Raw genomic sequence first — 16,230 nt, forward strand, 5'->3', positions numbered from 1 at the left:
TTGATCAGCAGAAAACCAAGATTGACCATGTAAGGATTTGAACGAGCCCCCTTGAACACAACACATCCACCACAATCCGCAAAGCGCCATGGAGTGATGATCGGTGTGCACGATCCGGCGCAGAAACCCACTGACGCACCGCTGAGCGCCCCCCTACCTGAGATAGTTCGCAGCTAGCCGAAATGCCCCCGTTTGGCCAGAGTTTGCGGGCGAACGGCGTGAATCTGCCCTGCATGAGATGGGCTGAGTATGCACCGTTCGTTTACTTCCATCAGCGAACGACTCCCGGGAACACACATGAAAGTACACATCGTCCATGCCCATCCTGAAGCCAAGAGCTTCAACGCTTCACTCACAGCCCAAGCCTGCAGCCACCTCACTCAGCAAGGTCATGAAGTCACGGTTTCAGACCTCTACGCGATGAACTGGCAGGCACTGTCCAGGCGTGGCAACTTCACAACCTGTGCCGACCCTGACTATTTCAAGCAACAGGTCGAGGAGGCGCACGCTACCGAAAACTCAGGCTTTGCCCCGGACATTCAAGCAGAGATCGACAAGCTCTTTGCTTGCGACGCGCTGATTCTGCAGTTCCCACTTTGGTGGTTTTCGATGCCTGCGATTCTGAAGGGCTGGGTAGATCGAGTGCTGGCTTACGGTGCGGTCTATGGCGCCGGGGCCTGGTATGACAACGGCAAGTTCGCCGGCAAGAAAGCCATGGTTTCGCTTACCACCGGGGGCGGCGCCTCGATGTACGGCCATGACGGCATCAACGGCAACATCAATACGCTGCTGTTTCCCATTCAGCACGGTGTACTGCGTCTGACCGGCTTCGATGTGCTCGAACCCTTCATCTGCTGGCAACCTGCAAGTGTCTCCGCCGAGGTTCGTGCGGACTACCTACAAGCCTACCGTGATCGCCTGGACCATTTGTTCACAGCCGAAGCGCTGCCTTTCGCCAGCCTCCACGACTATGACCCCAGCACGTTCCGCCTTCGCCAAGCCACGACGCAAAACACCTAATTTCCCGCTTTGAGAAGCAGCCCGCGCTGCTTCTCGTCGGCTATGCGCCCATTTGAGATGGAATCCAGAATGAACAAGCTCGAAAAAATTCGCCATTTCGCGATAGACACCAATGGTGTATTGCTGAGCGATGTCTATAGCACTCCAATTCGTACCTTCGTCGAACGCCATGGCGGCCACTACACGGCCGATCTAGAACGCCAGATACTAGGCTCGCCGCATATGGCCGGGGGGCACATCATGGCGCTGGCCTGCAACCTGCCCTGGACAGCCATGGAAACCATAGATGCCTTCCTCGCAGAACAAGCCCAGTACGCCGCACGCCACCCTGTACAGCTGGCACCGGGAGCCGTTGCCTTGCTCGCCCGGCTCAAAGAAACAGGCGCTCGTATCACCGCATATGGGGGAAGCCCCAAGGCAGCGATCTTCGACCGCTACCTGGCGTCGGTAAGTGAGTACTTCGATGCCGACCTGCCTTACATCGACATGGGCCACGCACGCCCGGGCATGGCTGAAATCCAACGTCAAACAGCTACCGGTGCCGGCGAGCTGGTGTTCATCGATGACCTGAACCGGGTCGCCCAAGTGAGCAAAACGCTCGGTTGTGGCTTTATCGGCAAACCCGCAACCCTGTACCAGAAACAGCAGATGCAGGCATCGGGTGTGCGGTTCATCTGCAAGGATCTGGACGAGATCGACCAGACACTCTTGCAAGCGCTGGACCAATCCATGCGACTAGAGCACCACTAGCCCGCATCGCACACACGCTCAACTCACTGCCAAGCCAAGCACCGCTTGCATGGAATATACCCCGGCAGGCTGATGCCAAGCCCAGCGTGCCGCCCGCAGCGCCCCTCGGGTGAATACCTGCCGATCTAGTGCCTGGTGGCTAAGGGTAAATACTTCTCCTTCGCCCGCAAAGATGAGTGAGTGATCCCCCACCACTGAGCCACCCCGAAGGGTGGCGAAACCAATGGTGCCCACTTCACGCGGGCCGGTCAGCCCATCCCGCACGCGCACCGCCTGGCTGCCTAGGTCCACCTGCCGGCCCTTGGCGACTGCTTCCCCCATCATCAACGCCGTGCCGGACGGTGCATCTACCTTATGACGGTGATGCATTTCCAGCACCTCAGCATCCCAATCCTCCGCAGGTAGCACTCGACCGGCAATTTCAGCGAGGGCACTGAGCAACTGCACCCCTACGCTCATGTTGCCAGACTTGACAATGCGCGCCCCTTGGCTGCCAGCAATCGCCGCTTCCTGCTCGGGGTTGAAACCAGTCGTACCAATAATGTGAACCAACCCTCGGGCCGAGGTGTACTCCAAGCATTGCAACGTGACTTCGGGCTGGGTGAAATCAAGCACGCCATCAGCCCCGTCGAGCGATCGCAACATATCGTCAGTGAAATGCACCCCAGTCGGGCCACTCCCCACCACTTCAGCGCAGTCCTTGCCAACCAAGCTGGAACCAGGCCGTACCACCGCAGCATGCAGGCACGCACCCTGGGCATGAAGCAAGCTTCGCACCAGTCTCTGACCCATGCGCCCCGACGCGCCCAACACCACCAGTCTTATTGGTCTATCCATAGGTATCAAAACGTCTCCTTTAAAAAACGGTCTGCACGACCGGTATGAGGTACGAGACCTCTAAAAACACACCCTCAACGAAACTTGTGCGGCCGGCTCATCTCGCGCCGGTAAGGCTTCATAGACGCGTTGAGTGCTGGCTCAACGCACATTGCGTTTCTGCACCCGCTCATTCAACGTTTGCCGGGCTACACCCGAGCGCTGCTGGACTGTCTGTCTCTACCACTAACCGGCAAGGCTTGACTCTACCGTAAGGGGCAGACTTTACCCTTGGCACTTCATTACCCGGAGTTTGTCATGAAGCGCAAACGCATGCTCGTAATCCTCGGCCACCCTTCGAACAACAGCTTTTGCGGCGCTGTGTCCGAACGTTATGTCGAGGCCGCCACGCAAGCAGGCCATGAGGTGCGCCTGCTGCGCCTGGACACCCTGGATTTCGATCCGGTCTTGCACGATGGCTATAACCAGATCCAGTTGCTTGAGCCCGATTTGATCGACGCACAGAACGACATTACCTGGGCCGAACACCTGACATTGGTGTACCCGATCTGGTGGGGCGGCATTCCGGCGTTGCTCAAGGGGTTCTTCGACCGCGTGTTTCTGCCCGGTTTTGCCTTCAAGTACCGCAAGGGCTCGCCTTTCCCGGATAAGCTGCTCAAGGGCCGCACGGCTCACCTTTTGGTGACCATGGACACGCCACCGTGGTACTACCGGTGGGTGTATCGCATGCCGGGCCTGCACCAAATGCGCAAGACCACCCTGGAGTTCTGCGGCATAAAACCCCTGAAAACCCTGACCTTCGGTCCGGTATTGGGCTCCAAGCCGCAACAGCGCGAAGCCTGGCTCAAACAAGTCCAGGCAGTCGCCAGCCGCTGATCGGCCCCGGTCGGGCCGTGCCTCTGCGCTGCCCAGCCGAGCCTCCCTGCTGTGACACCTTGTCCAACTTGGCTTCCCACACCCTGATGCTCGTGCAAAGATGTCGCGCGCCTGTACGAGCACGCGACATCTTTTCGCTTCTGATGCGTCAAAAAAGGGATTTTCATGTACATCGGCAAAGCGGCCCAGCTGTCGGGCACCACCGTCAAAAGCATTCGACATTACGAAGAAATCGGCCTGCTGCCCCCCCCGCAACGCGAAGGCAAGTACCGCATCTACAGCCAGCAAAGCGTAGAGCTGCTGACCTTCATCAAATGCGCTCAGCAACTCGGTTTCAAGCTCAAGGAAATGCAGGCCATTCTGCAGGATCATCGCGGCCAGGAGCTGCCCTGGGATCTGGCCATGCAGGCCATCGATAACAAAAAGCAGGAATTGATGGGGCAGATCCAGGCCTTGCAGCAAGTGCATGACGGCTTGGTTGAGTTTGAGCTGAGCCTCAAAGATGCTCAGATGCAATGCCAGTTCGAACACCTGAAAAAAGCCCGCTGAATCCGCTCCGCTGCCCCTGAACGGCCATGGCGCACGGTGCCGTTTTCAGCACGCAGGCGCCACGGCGAATTAGCCTGGCACAGCCCCACCCCCCGGCTGCTCACCCTCTTGCACTGCTGGCTGCGGCACAATCGCGGCAAAGAACCACGGCGAAATCAGCGTGACCAGCAAAATGCTAATGAAGCCGCCGGATGACAGCGCCAGTATCACCAATACACCCAGGTCAATGACGGGTTTGTAGGCGCAGAACAGTAGCGCGGCAAAGCCCATCGAGAAGATCACGACATTGACCACCGTCGAGCGCCCGACGCCCTGCATGGCCGCCAGGATAGCCTCGTCGATCTCGAAGCCCTTCTGCACCAGCATCCTGATCCGTGACAGCAGGTGTACGACGTAATCCACGACGCCCACCACCAGGAAAGTCACCAGTGTGGTACCGATGCTCAACTCGATGTCCAACAGGTACATGCTGCCGTACACCGTCACCGACGTGGTCAGCAACGTCAGCATGCCGAGGATGGGCAGACACGGCGTATTCCGGCAAGTCGCCGGCTATCAGCCCGCACTTGATCGCGGTCTGCGTGAACAGGCGGTCGTCCAGCGCGACGTTGTACTGCAACTGGTTGAAGCGAAGCCGAGAGCGAGTACCGGCGATGAAGTCCTCGGTTTCGCTGTGGGTAATGCTGTCGATCTGGTCGAGGTCGGCATAGGAGTAGTCGCTACCCATGAACGCCCCGCGTTTGTCGGTGGTGGAAATCCTGCGGGTCTGTCGGCTGACCGGCAAATACATCCATTGGCTGTCTTCGAGGCCCAGGACCTCGCGCGGATTTTCGATGTGAAAGGCGACGTCACGCACATCACTCGGCGCGGAGAAGTACAGGGTGAATTTGTCGCTGTCCGGGTAATCCTTTTGCAGGTAGCTGAACTCGCGGATGCGGCTGTTACCTTGGGATCCTGACAGTCTTTAGGCGTCGTCGGGCGGGCTGTTCATCTGACACTCTCTTTTAGCCAGCCGTACCTGCGCTTGAGGCAGCCGTACTGCAGAGCCCAAGCTCTGTACGAAAAGCCTTGATACTTGTTCATGCTGCGTTGAAAACAGCCTCGGAATGCTCATGTACTCCAGTACAGTCGGGCGCGACCCCAGCCGTTCCTCGGCTGTTTTCGCCTTGCCTGACCTGCGTCTCAAGACTTTTCGTACAGCGCCTAGTGTGGTGTTTTGCAAATATGGCCAATAACTCGCGAGCGATTTTTGCGTTCAGGCAAGGCGTCGCGACGAGTCGTAGCCCAGCTACGGCGAGGAGCGACAACGCCGCATGAGTGCAAAAAGCGCCGCGAGTTATGGTCGTTATTTGTGAAACACCACACTAGAACTCCACCTTGCCCCGCCCCATCTTGATAGTGCTGCGTCTGGCTTTTCCTTCGAGCCGGCGGGTCTTCGAGCCGAGGGTCGGCTTGGTGGGGCGGCGCTTTTTCTCGGTCTTGCCGGCAGCGATGATCAACTCGGCAAGACGCGCCAGTGCGTCAGCGCGGTTCTGCTCCTGGGTGCGGTACTGCTGGGCCTTGATGATCAACACGCCGTCACCGGTGATGCGACTGTCACGCAACCCTAACAACCGCTCCTTGTAAAACTCGGGCAGCGACGAGGCCGGGATGTCGAAGCGCAGGTGCACCGCGCTGGACACCTTGTTGACATTCTGCCCACCCGCGCCTTGCGCGCGAATGTATGTCAGTTCGATGTCGGCATCCGGCAGATGCACGTTATTGGTGATGGTCAGCATGACATGGCCCGTGTAATTGCCCCCATTATTACAGCCTGCGCCGCTGTCCCATAGCACCATGCACAATTCCTTGAATCAGCGCCGAAATCTACCATTGCTGAACTCATGGACTTGTCTGGTTGCCATCCTTGGTACGTATCGAGGCATACTTGAAATGCTGCCCTCCAACGCGCTGAACTTTCAGACAGCAATACTGGAAAATGCGCGCAAGGACCAATACCCTGCCAAGGATACAACCTAGACGAGTTGAACATGTCAGGGACTACACCGTTTCAAACCCCGCGTTGGATGCGTGACCTCGTCCGCTTCCTGCCACTGAAAAGCCAATTCGTCCTGTCGGGCAACATCCGCGACCTCCAGGCTTGTGAGGTCGTTCCTGGCACGGTCACGGCCCAGAGCTTCAACCAGACCCTGTGCAATGCCCTGCTCGACACCGGCTATGGCCATGTGCTGGCTTGGGACCCGGTGGCTGGTTTTCGTGTGCTTGGCAAGCCCGGCAACGACCCGGCACCGGGCCAAGCCCTGCTCCAGGAACTCGGCCTGACCCCGGTGAACGGCGCCGCGCCTGCGGGTATCGACCTGCTGGCCGCCACCATGCAGCGGCTGCTGGCACGCACCGATACGCCTGTCGCCCTGATCATCGACTTCGCCTCGCGCCTGGCGGTACGTAGCGATTCCTTGAGTGCGGCCGAGCATCAGCTGTTCACTCAGGCCTTGGTGCATGCCCACCAGGCGCGCAGCCGGCCCCAGCCACAAACGCGCAAGCCTTTCTTCAATACGCTGCTGTGGCTGGTGGAGAAAGAAGGCGACCTGCCGGACTGGCTGCTGGTCGACAACCCCCGGATTCGCCACATTCCCGTCTCAAAACCTGACCAACTGGCCCGCCGCGCCCTGGCCCCGGCGCTGCTCAAGGGGCTCGCCGGTAGCCAGGAGGCGAGTCTGGAAGCGCTCGCCCAGGCCGCGGACGCCTTCGTGCAGAACACCGAAGGCCTGCTGCTGCTCGACCTCAGCGCCATCGCGCAACTCGCACGGGTCGAAGGTGTGGGCATGGTGCAGATCGCTGATGCCGTGCGCCGGTATAAAGTGGGTGTCACCGAAGACCCCTGGCTGCGCATCGATCGCCAGCGCATTCGCCAGGGCGAAGAACTGGTGCACCAACGGGTAAAAGGCCAGGACCACGCCGTGACCCACATGCTCGACATCGTCAAGCGGGCAATGACCGGCGTCGGCGCCAGCCGCAAGGGCAATCGCCCGCGTGGCGTAGCCTTCCTGGCTGGGCCGACCGGGGTGGGCAAGACCGAGCTGGCCAAAACCATGACCAGCCTGCTGTTCGGCGACGAAAGCGCGTATATCCGTTTCGACATGTCGGAATTCAGTGCAGAACATGCCGACCAGCGCCTGATCGGTGCACCACCCGGCTATGTCGGCTACGACGTCGGTGGCGAACTGACCAATGCGATTCGCGAGAAACCCTTCAGCGTCGTGCTGTTCGACGAAATCGAAAAAGCCCACCCGCGCATCCTCGACAAGTTCCTGCAAATTCTTGACGACGGCGTACTGACCTCCGGTCGCGGTGACCGGGTGTACTTTTCCGAGGCGCTGATCGTGTTCACCTCCAACCTGGGCATCTACCGCCTGGGCGAGAATGGCGAGCGCGTTGCCAACGTGCTGCCGGGCGAGCCTTACGAGCAGGTTCGGGAGAAAGTCCACTGCGAGATCGACCGGCATTTCAAGCAGGTGCTCAATCGTCCGGAGATCCTCAACCGTATCGGCGAGAACGTCATCGTGTTCGACTTCATTCGTGAGGATGTCGGTCAGCAGATCTTCGAACAAATGGTCGATGGCACCTTCAAGGACCTGCAGCAGCAGAAACTGCACGTGGCCATCGCCCCTGAGGCGCGCCAGGCATTGCACGCTTTGTGTCTGCGCGACCTGTCCAACGGCGGCCGTGGCATCCGCAACCAGCTCGAGGCGCATCTGCTCAACCCGCTAGCGCGGGCCCTGTTCGACCAGGACGCTCAACCTGGCGAGCATTTCACCATCAGCCGTCTGGGTGTCGGCGAATTGACCCTGGAACGCCGTTGACCATGGAACTGAGCCTGTCCCGCGTGCACTTCCCGGTCACCACCCTCGGCCCTGGTCGTCGCCTGGGCATCTGGTTTCAGGGCTGCAGCATCCGCTGCGCAGGGTGTATTTCCGTCGACACCTGGGGGCCAGGCAAGCGCCGCGTGGGCATCGCACAGTTGCTGAAGCAACTGATGCCCTGGCTGGCCGAGGCTGAGGGCATCACCGTCTCCGGCGGCGAACCCTTCGACCAGTTCCCTGCCCTGCTCGCCATGCTCCAAGGGCTTCGCCAGTCGAGCCCACTGGACATTCTGGTGTACAGCGGCTACTCGCTGGAGCAACTGCAACCCCAACTGCAACAAGCCGAAGGCCTGATCGATGCGTTGATCAGCGACCCCTTCGACAAGCGCAGCGAACAATCCCTGGCCTTGCGTGGCAGCGACAATCAGCGCCTGAACCTGCTGACCCCGCTCGGCCATGAACGCCTTGCCAGCTACCAGCGTCCCCTGCAACCCGCTGACCAGGCCCTTGACCTGATGTTCGACGAGAACGGTAGCGTGTGGATGGCAGGGATCCCTCGGCGTGATGACGTACTGCGTCTGCGCGACCTTTTGAACGCGCAAGGCCACCAGGTTAGCACCAGCGTGCACCGCCACTGACCGGAATTCGCCCAATGATTCGCTATTGCCCAAACTGCAACACCGCACGCCCGGTACAGGAAATGTTCTGCGAGGGCACCGTCGACCAGCACCCCTGCAACTGGGACCTGGCCGGGGAGCCGATCCACGCTGACGGCTGGCGCCCGCAGATCATCCATACCGTGGACAATCTCCCGCCGACGGACACATCTCCGGCGCCCGGCCTCGTCTGTGAAAACGGCCATGCCATGGACCCTGGCGACCTGATGTGCCTGCAGTGCGATGCTTCGCCGGCCCAGTCAGCAGCGGCCAACGGTGTGCCGGCTGCCCCGTCCGACGATGCGCCCGCAGCCAGCGAAACCTTGATCGACGGCTGGTCGCTGATCCGCCAGATCAGCAATACCGACGGCGTCCGCGAGCGTTACCTTGCAGTGCACCAGGAAACCGCTCGCCAGGCGGTGCTCACCCTTTATCGACCAGGTGCGGAGCCGGACCCAGCGGTCTATGACGTGATCCGCCGCCTGCCCCGCGAGCATGTGCCCGAAATCATCGCCACCGGCCGCTGGGATGGCCGTGCATTCGAAGTGGTCGAGGAACTGACCGGCGGCAGCCTGGCCGACCTCGGCGGCGTGATCCGTGAAGCCCACAGCGTGCGCCATATGCTGCGGGAGCTGGGCCAGGCACTGCACGCCTTCAACGAGGCCGGCTTGCGCCACCGTGACCTGCGCCCGAGCAGCCTGCTGGTACGTGCCCACGAGCCACTGGACCTGGTGATCAGCGGCTTTGGTTCGGCGCGCCTGTCGGAGTTCGACCTGGACATCGTCTCGCCGTTGGAAACCAGCCGCTACATGGCCCCTGAAGCCGTCGCCGGCGGTGTGGCGGCCGCCTCGGACTGGTGGAGCCTCGGCATGATCCTGCTCGAGCAACTGACCGCAGGGGCCTGCTTCGAGGGCATCCATGCCAATGCCTTCCTCATCCATGTACTGGCCAATGGTGTCCCGATTCCCGACGACCTCGACCCACAGCTGAACCTGCTGTTGCGCGGCCTGCTGGCACGCGACCGGCACCAGCGCTGGCAATGGCCCGAGGTCGAGGCCTGGCTCGACGGGCGCCCGGTGCAGGCGCCGGCCTCAGCCTTCACCGAACGCGACGACGGTGAAGGTGCTGCCTTGCAACTGGGTGATACGCGCTACCACAAGCCGGCGGTCTTCGCCCTCGCTGCCGCGCACGCCGAGCACTGGCAGCAGGCGCTCGACCATCTGTTGCGCGGCGTCATCGTCACCTGGGCCGAGCAGCTCGGCCTTTCCCCTTCATTGCTCGCCGGCCTGCGCCAAGTGGTGCAGCATGACGGGCTGGAGGACGATTTCCGTTTGATGCTCGCGCTGAAACTGCTCAACCCGGAAATCCCGCTGATCCACCGCGGTGAGATCGTCACCCCGGGCTGGTTGCTCGAGCATCCGCTGGAAGGCTACCGACTGATCAGTGGTTCGGTGCCCGACCTGCTGGAGCAACTGCAGACCGACAACTGGCTTTCTCGCCTCAAACTGCGCGCCGAGCAGGTGCGTCAGCGTGCCCTGCATCAGCAGATCGAACTGGTCGAGGAGACGTTGAGGGTATACCTGCTGTCAACCTCGCGGGCAAAGCTGGCCAGCGAATGGCAGGCACGCCAACGCCTACTGCCGGATACCGCGCACCCCGGCCTGCTGGCGTTGGCGGAACGACGGATCATCGCCGAAGAAGACCTGATCGTGTTGCTCAGCGCTTCGATCGGCCAATTCCGCTCGGTGGAGGCGATCATCCAGGAAGCGGCTGAGCTGGCGAACAGCGTCGAAGTCGGCTGGTTCGACAGCGACGCTGCCACAGCGCTGCTACAGTACCCGCGCCAGGATCTTTACCACAGCGTCGATGAGCGCATACGCGGGTTCGCCCGCTGCGGCGTTGCCGAAGTGGATGCATGGGCCGAGCAGTTCCGCCTGGAACGGCGCATGCCGCTGGCCCAGGCCTTGGTGCTGCTGGCCATTCCGGCAAGCCAGTGGCTTGAGCCGCAAAAGCAGCAGTATGTGTCACAGATCCTCGAGTTCTTCGAGAAGAAGGTGGTAACCGCAGTGATGCGCGGCCCGCTGGTGCGCATGAGCATCGGCAAGACAACCGCCCGGGTCGATCTCAACGAACTGCACAGCGAGCGCCACCCAGCCGCAGCCTTGCTCGACCACCTGCTGCTGCGCAATGAACGGCCCGTGAACCTGGACCCGGAATGCTTCCAGGCCATGCCGCAGATTGCCTCGCGCCTGCACGCGCTACACCGGCAGAGCGCATTGTACAAACGCGATACCGGCATCGACGGCCTGTACCTGGGCTTCCCTTTCCTGCTTAGTCGCGACCCGCGCGGCACCACGCGCACACGCATCATTCCGCTGTTGTTGTGGCCGGTGAAGCTGCTGCTGGAAGTGGGTAACCGCGGCCTTGCGGCCCTGGCCTTCGACAGCGAACGCGAAGAAGTGCGCCTGAACCCGGCGCTGGAAAGCGTCCTCGGGGCCGAGGCCTGCAAGCGCTGGCGCAAGACGGCCGATGAGTTGCTTGGCCGCTCTTCGATCCGCGCCAGCGATGTGATGGATGCGTTCGGCATGCTTGCCACCGCGCGCTCGCGCAGCATCGTCGGACTGCCGGCCAGCAGCGTGGAAGTGGTGCCTTACCAGGACGAACTGGCATGTGCCGGCGTGTTGTTTCACGTCACCTTCATGGGCCAGGCCATCGGCGAGGACCTGCGCCAGCTGAAGTCACTCTCGCCTGCCGGCAGCGGGCTCGAGACCGCACTGCGGCTCAGGACCGACGAGGAGGACGAGGCCGTGGCCCCGCCGGCCGAACTGCACCGCTACTTCACCGTCGCCAGCGACCCCTCCCAGGAGGCGGCCGTGCTGCAAGCGCGCCAAGGCCCGGGTTTGCTGGTGGAGGGGCCACCGGGCACAGGCAAGAGCCAGACCATCGTCAACATGGTCGCCGATGCCATTGGCCGCCAACGCAGCCTGCTCATCGTCTGCCAGAAGCATGCGGCGCTGGAGGTGGTGTACAAGCGCCTGGTAGCCGAAGGGTTGGGGCAGCGTATCGTCATGCTCAACGACGTCAATCGCGACCGCGAACCGATCATCCGCAGTATTCGCGAACAGCTGGAAACCCTGTTCATCGGTGGCGATGAAGGCCAGGGCCTGCTCCGCCAACGCGAACAAGTGGCGGCGCGTATCGAGACACTCGAAGGCGAGCTGGACCGCTTCCACCAGAGCCTGCACCGCCCGGACCCGGCAACCGGTTTGAGCTACCGGCGCCTGCTGGGCGAACTGATCGAGCTCGAAGACGGGCCGGCACCGCTCGAATTCCCGGCGTTGCGCCAGCGCCTGGCCGTGCTTGACGTTGCCAGCCTGACACGTCTGGAAGAAAACTGTGCGCCGCTGATACGCCTGTGGCTGCCTGCCCGCTACGAAGGCAGCCCTCTGGTGCAGTTGCAGCCGTTCGCCACTGACCGCTCCACTCTGCTGGCCTTTACCGACAGCCTGCAAGCCTTCAGCCAGGCTGAGCTACAGCGTCAGGCGACCCTGCAAGCACACCCGGCCAGCTTCGAGATCGACGACCCTGCGCCGTACCGGGCATGGATGGCCACCCATGTGGCGACCTTGCTCGGTCTGAGCCAGGAGCAGCGACTGCGCCTGGCCCGCTGGCTACCCCTGTTCCGCAGCAAGGACGGCGAACAGCTGCCGCGTGGCGAATCGATGCTGAATGAGCTGCGGCAACTGCAGCAGCAGCTCGACCAACTGCCCGAAGGCGATTACCTGACAGCACTGTCGCCTGCCTTGAGCCTGGTGGACAGCAAGCCGCTTCGCAGCCTGGAAAGCGATTGCGCCAAAGTCATGGCCGCTCGCTCGTGGCTGACGCGCATGAACCCGATGCACCTGCTCAGGCGCAAGCGACTGCGCGATTTCCTCGTAGCTCAGGGTAATGACCGTGTGGATGAAGCCCTGCCAGGGCTGCGCGCGGCCATCGACCTGGAACAGCAATGGCGCCCTCTGCGCGCCGAACTGGCTGCACTTCACCAGGCCCTGGCCCTGGACAGCGTTGCCCCGCAGGCAGGCCTGGAGCTGGCGGCCTTGGTAAAGGCTGATATCCATCAGCTCGTCGAGGTCCAGGTTTTGGCGCAGGCATTGGCACAGTCGCCCCGCGCACACCAGGCAGACGACGCCGTGCTTACCGGCGACAAACAACACCTGGAGGCCTTGCTCGGAGATCTGGATGCCTCGCTGCTGCGCCAAGGCGTGCGCCAGTCCAGCCTTGACCAGCTCAAGCTGCTCGAAGACTGGCTCGGCAAGGAACTGGCTCAACAGTTGCGGCATGCCGTGGAACACAACCTGAGCAACGAACTGGCGCTCAGCCGCCTGCACGACGCTTTGCCCCACCTGGCGGCCTACCAGGGCTTCCGCGCCCGCGCCAGGCAGCTCGCCGAGGCTGACCTGGAGTTGCTCGCCCTGCTGCGCCAGCGCCAGGCGCAACTCGACCTGTTGCCCTCAGAACAGCTCGACGCCGCCGTGCGCCGCCTGCTCAACCGCGAAGCGCGGCTGGGCTGGAAACACCGCATCGAACAGGCCAACCCGGAGCTGCTGTTCAGCCAGGAGGAGGCCCAGGCCAAGGTTGCCAGCCTGGCTCAAGCCGATACACGGATGCGTGAGCTCAACCGCCAACTGCTGGCCACAGGTATCGACCCCGCGCGCCTGGGTAGCCGCAAGCAGTGGGAGGATGTGACCCGGCTGACCGGCAAGCGCTCGCGCCGGCTGCGTGAATTCCTCGAACTGGGTGCTCCGCTGGGGCTGATGACATTGCGCCCGGTATGGCTGATGAACCCGGACGTGGCCAGTCGGGTGCTGCCATTGAAGAACGGTCTGTTCGACACGGTAATCTACGACGAGGCATCACAGATGCCGGTGGAGTTTGCCCTGCCGACTCTGTTCCGCGGCCAGGTCACCGTGGTCAGTGGCGACGAGAAGCAGATGCCGCCGACGGCGTTCTTCTCCAGCCGGGTCGAAAGTGACGAGGCCGAGTTGTTCGATGGCGATGAGCCTGACGAGGACGCCGACGAAGAACAACGCGAAGCCTTCGAAGACACCTGGAACCGCCGCGAAATCAAGGACTGCCCAGACCTGCTGCAACTGGCGCGCAACGCCCTGCCCAGCACCACCCTGCAGATCCACTACCGCTCGGCCTACCGCGAACTGATCGGTTTTTCCAATGCCTCGTTCTACGGCAACCGCCTGAACGTGCCGGTGCGCCACCCCCAGGCGAGCATTCGTCAGCTCAAGCCACTGGAACTGATCCAGGTCGAGGGCCTGTACCAGAACCAGAGCAACGCGACCGAAGCCGAGCGTGTCGTGCAGTACCTGGAGGCGCTCTGGCAGCTGCCTTACGCTCAGCGCCCGTCAGTGGGCGTGGTGACCTTCAACCGCAAGCAGGCCGAGCTGATCGAGGAGCACCTGGAAGCCCACGCCACCGAAAACGAAGCCTTCCGCGCCGCGTACGCCCAGGAGCGCGAACGCAGCGAGGGCGGTGAAGACATGTCGGTGTTCGTCAAGAACGTCGAGAACGTGCAGGGTGACGAGCGCGACGTGATCGTGTTTTCCTCCACCTTCGGCCGCAATAGCCAGGGCACCTTCCGCCGTCACTTCGGGGTGCTCGGACAGACCGGTGGCGAACGCCGCCTGAACGTGGCGGTGACCCGTGCTCGGCGCAAGGTGGTGATGATCACCTCAATGCCCATCGCCGACATTTCGGACATGCTCAACACCCAGCGCGCGCCCGCCAGCCCGCGCGACTACCTGCAAGGCTACCTGGAATATGCACGCGCGCTGTGTGCCGGCGAATTCGACTACAGCGGCAAGCTGCTGGGCCGCCTGCAGACGGACCGCAGCACGCAGGTGCATGGGCACGACCAGGGCCACGACGGCTTCGCCAGGATCGTTGGCGCGTTCATCGCGTCCCTGGGCTGGAATGCCGCCCCGGCCAGCGAAGGCGACGCGTTTGGCCTGGACTTCGCCATCGCAAGCCCGCAGACCGGAACCTATGCCATCGGCATCGAATGCGACGCGCCCAGCCACGCCCTGCTCGAGCGCGCCCGGGCCCGGGAAATCTGGCGGCCCTCGGTACTGCGCCGGGCGATCCCGCAGATCCACCGCGTCTCGTCCCAGGCCTGGTATCACGATGGCGACAACGAGCGCGCCCGCTTGCGCGCGGCCATCGAGGACGCCATGCAGGCACGGCAGCCGGTGGCCGCATCCAACGACAAGGAGACCTGCCAATGAGTGGCCCAAAGGTGGTGCGCATCGTCACCCGTGAAGAAATCATCGCCCTTTGCGAAGGCCATCTGCGCCGCCTTGATCAGGCTGTGGCCCGCTGGGAAGCCCAGGCCGAAAAGCTTGGCCAGCTGAGCGAGCAGGAACGCGCGGCCACGCGAGCACGGCAAGCGCGGTTGCGCGCCTTGCTCACTGAGGACCAGTACCAGGCATTGCAGAAAGCCGTCCCCATCGAAATCGAACACCTGCGGCGCGACCAGCTTGCCCGCGAGGAGCGCGCTATTGAGCAAGCGACCGAGCAGCGCCAGCATCAACGCCGCATGAAGGAAAATGCAGCGTTTCTGCTCAAGGCCCTGGTCAGCCGCACCGACACCGCCCCGCAGGTGGTGCAAGCCCTGACAAAGCTGGCCGATGGCGCCCAACTGGACAATGCCGAGCAACTGCTTGCCCAAGGCTTCGCCCAATTGAGCAGCAGCAACGAAGCGCAAACCCTGGACGAACAGCAACGCGCGCTGGCTCTGCGGCTCATGGATGAAGCCCCCACGCCCAATCTCACCACGTGGCTGGCCGCGCGAGCACAAGCCACCCGTGACCCACGCCTGCAGCAGATTGACCGGCATATCGCCGAGCTTCACCTGCTGCAAGGCACAGCCTGTGCTGAGCCCTTCGTACAAGCCTTGGCCCGGGCCGAGGCGCAGCCCCAGGCGCAACAGCGCAACTTGCTGCTCGACAGCCTGGTGATCGAGTTGGCTGACAGAAGCCGCGACTTCCAGCTGAGTCGCGATTCGCTCGCCAAGCTCCACGAACTGGCAAACGAAGTAAGAACCCGCCTGGGCGCCGGGAATGAGGCCTTGCTCAAGCAGGTCTGCCTTTGCACGACCACCAGCCCGCAAACCACGGTGAGCGAGCTGACGAGCCGCTGCGAAGCATTGCTCGCCGTGCATGTGCAAGCGCAAGCCGCCCTCGCCCGTCGCGAGGCCATGCTCAAGGGCCTGGCCGAACTCGGTTACGAAGTGCGCGAAGGCATGACCACCGCCTGGGCTGACGCGGGCAAGATAGTACTGCGCAAGTCGGCCACGCCAGGCTATGGCGTGGAGCTGGGCGGCAAGGCCGAGAATGGCCGCATGCAGGTGCGTGCGGTGGCATTGAGCCGTGATCGCGACACGCAGCGCGACAAGGACATCGAGACGATCTGGTGCAACGAGTTCGGGCGCCTGCAGGCGATGCTTCAGGGTAATGGAAGCGAACTGCTGATCGAGCGAGCGATGGGGGTGGGAGAGACGCCACTCAAAGAAGTGTTTGGCGCTGAAGACGAAGACATGGCTGCTGCCGGACAGCTACGGACGAAGTCATCATGAATGGGCACGATCTGTATGTTGATCTCAAGGATGT

Annotated in this window: 10 protein-coding genes and 2 pseudogenes; 8 read left to right on the forward strand and 4 right to left on the reverse strand. The window is 62.3% G+C overall.

Annotation, left to right across the window (positions count from 1 at the left end; all coding sequences use genetic code 11):
* The first annotated feature begins 297 nt into the window (after positions 1 to 297).
* Together ACYCCG_RS00250 and ACYCCG_RS00255 are read left to right on the forward strand one after the other, a co-directional pair.
* Positions 298 to 1,020, forward strand: coding sequence for an NAD(P)H-dependent oxidoreductase (locus ACYCCG_RS00250; protein ID WP_459669151.1), 723 nt, complete (start codon positions 298 to 300; stop codon positions 1,018 to 1,020).
* A gap of 69 nt (positions 1,021 to 1,089) precedes the next feature.
* Positions 1,090 to 1,770 (forward strand): HAD family hydrolase, encoded by a 681-nt coding sequence (locus tag ACYCCG_RS00255; protein ID WP_459669152.1) that lies wholly within the window; start codon positions 1,090 to 1,092, stop codon positions 1,768 to 1,770.
* An 18-nt stretch (positions 1,771 to 1,788) separates the two neighbouring features.
* Here ACYCCG_RS00255 and dapB read toward each other — a convergent pair whose 3' ends face one another.
* Positions 1,789 to 2,607: a 4-hydroxy-tetrahydrodipicolinate reductase gene (dapB, locus tag ACYCCG_RS00260; RefSeq protein WP_339535941.1), complete on the reverse strand. Its 819-nt coding sequence runs from the start codon at positions 2,605 to 2,607 to the stop codon at positions 1,789 to 1,791.
* A gap of 297 nt (positions 2,608 to 2,904) precedes the next feature.
* On the opposite strand from dapB, the gene ACYCCG_RS00265 reads away from it, so the two are divergent.
* Positions 2,905 to 3,483, forward strand: a complete 579-nt coding sequence (locus ACYCCG_RS00265; RefSeq protein WP_209966493.1) for an NAD(P)H-dependent oxidoreductase — start codon at positions 2,905 to 2,907, stop codon at positions 3,481 to 3,483.
* Between the two features lie 165 nt (positions 3,484 to 3,648).
* The gene (locus tag ACYCCG_RS00270; protein WP_209966496.1) at positions 3,649 to 4,032 is read left to right on the forward strand and encodes a MerR family transcriptional regulator; all 384 of its coding nucleotides are present in this window, start codon (positions 3,649 to 3,651) and stop codon (positions 4,030 to 4,032) included.
* A gap of 69 nt (positions 4,033 to 4,101) precedes the next feature.
* On the opposite strand, the pseudogene ACYCCG_RS00275 reads toward ACYCCG_RS00270, so the two are convergent.
* The 3 genes and pseudogenes from ACYCCG_RS00275 to arfB form a co-directional block, all read right to left on the reverse strand.
* Positions 4,102 to 4,557 (reverse strand): annotated as a pseudogene (locus tag ACYCCG_RS00275) (transporter); the annotation flags it as partial.
* Positions 4,553 to 4,993 (reverse strand): annotated as a pseudogene (locus ACYCCG_RS00280) (outer membrane lipoprotein-sorting protein); the annotation flags it as partial. The pseudogenes ACYCCG_RS00280 and ACYCCG_RS00275, both read right to left, overlap by 5 nt.
* 403 nt (positions 4,994 to 5,396) lie before the next feature.
* Positions 5,397 to 5,810, reverse strand: a complete 414-nt coding sequence (arfB, locus tag ACYCCG_RS00285; RefSeq protein WP_021782324.1) for an alternative ribosome rescue aminoacyl-tRNA hydrolase ArfB — start codon at positions 5,808 to 5,810, stop codon at positions 5,397 to 5,399.
* Between the two features lie 252 nt (positions 5,811 to 6,062).
* On the opposite strand from arfB, the gene ACYCCG_RS00290 reads away from it, so the two are divergent.
* From ACYCCG_RS00290 to ACYCCG_RS00305, 4 genes are read left to right on the forward strand one after another with little or no spacing between them, the layout of a single operon-like run.
* Positions 6,063 to 7,895: an AAA family ATPase gene (locus tag ACYCCG_RS00290; RefSeq protein ID WP_339533744.1), complete on the forward strand. Its 1,833-nt coding sequence runs from the start codon at positions 6,063 to 6,065 to the stop codon at positions 7,893 to 7,895.
* Between the two features lie 2 nt (positions 7,896 to 7,897).
* Positions 7,898 to 8,533, forward strand: coding sequence for a 4Fe-4S cluster-binding domain-containing protein (locus ACYCCG_RS00295; RefSeq protein ID WP_209969852.1), 636 nt, complete (start codon positions 7,898 to 7,900; stop codon positions 8,531 to 8,533).
* A gap of 14 nt (positions 8,534 to 8,547) precedes the next feature.
* Positions 8,548 to 14,847 carry an AAA domain-containing protein gene (locus tag ACYCCG_RS00300; protein WP_459669153.1) on the forward strand — a complete coding sequence of 2,100 codons (6,300 nt, stop codon included), beginning with the start codon at positions 8,548 to 8,550 and terminating at the stop codon, positions 14,845 to 14,847.
* Positions 14,844 to 16,196, forward strand: a complete 1,353-nt coding sequence (locus tag ACYCCG_RS00305; RefSeq protein ID WP_459669155.1) for a hypothetical protein — start codon at positions 14,844 to 14,846, stop codon at positions 16,194 to 16,196. The genes ACYCCG_RS00300 and ACYCCG_RS00305 overlap by 4 nt, the downstream gene beginning before the upstream one ends.
* Positions 16,197 to 16,230 lie beyond the last annotated feature (34 nt).

The sequence above is a fragment of the Pseudomonas sp. VEM90 genome (genome assembly GCF_054611535.1).

Bases quoted from the DNA above. Each gene is read 5' to 3' on its own strand.
- ACYCCG_RS00265 (WP_209966493.1), top strand. From the start codon at position 2,905: ATGAAGCGCAAACGCATGCTCGTAATCCTCGGCCACCCTTCGAACAAC.
- arfB (WP_021782324.1), bottom strand. From the start codon at position 5,810: ATGCTGACCATCACCAATAACGTGCATCTGCCGGATGCCGACATCGAA.
- ACYCCG_RS00305 (WP_459669155.1), top strand. From the start codon at position 14,844: ATGAGTGGCCCAAAGGTGGTGCGCATCGTCACCCGTGAAGAAATCATC.
- ACYCCG_RS00300 (WP_459669153.1), top strand. From the start codon at position 8,548: ATGATTCGCTATTGCCCAAACTGCAACACCGCACGCCCGGTACAGGAA.
- ACYCCG_RS00250 (WP_459669151.1), top strand. From the start codon at position 298: ATGAAAGTACACATCGTCCATGCCCATCCTGAAGCCAAGAGCTTCAAC.
- ACYCCG_RS00270 (WP_209966496.1), top strand. From the start codon at position 3,649: ATGTACATCGGCAAAGCGGCCCAGCTGTCGGGCACCACCGTCAAAAGC.
- ACYCCG_RS00255 (WP_459669152.1), top strand. From the start codon at position 1,090: ATGAACAAGCTCGAAAAAATTCGCCATTTCGCGATAGACACCAATGGT.
- dapB (WP_339535941.1), bottom strand. From the start codon at position 2,607: ATGGATAGACCAATAAGACTGGTGGTGTTGGGCGCGTCGGGGCGCATG.
- ACYCCG_RS00290 (WP_339533744.1), top strand. From the start codon at position 6,063: ATGTCAGGGACTACACCGTTTCAAACCCCGCGTTGGATGCGTGACCTC.
- ACYCCG_RS00295 (WP_209969852.1), top strand. From the start codon at position 7,898: ATGGAACTGAGCCTGTCCCGCGTGCACTTCCCGGTCACCACCCTCGGC.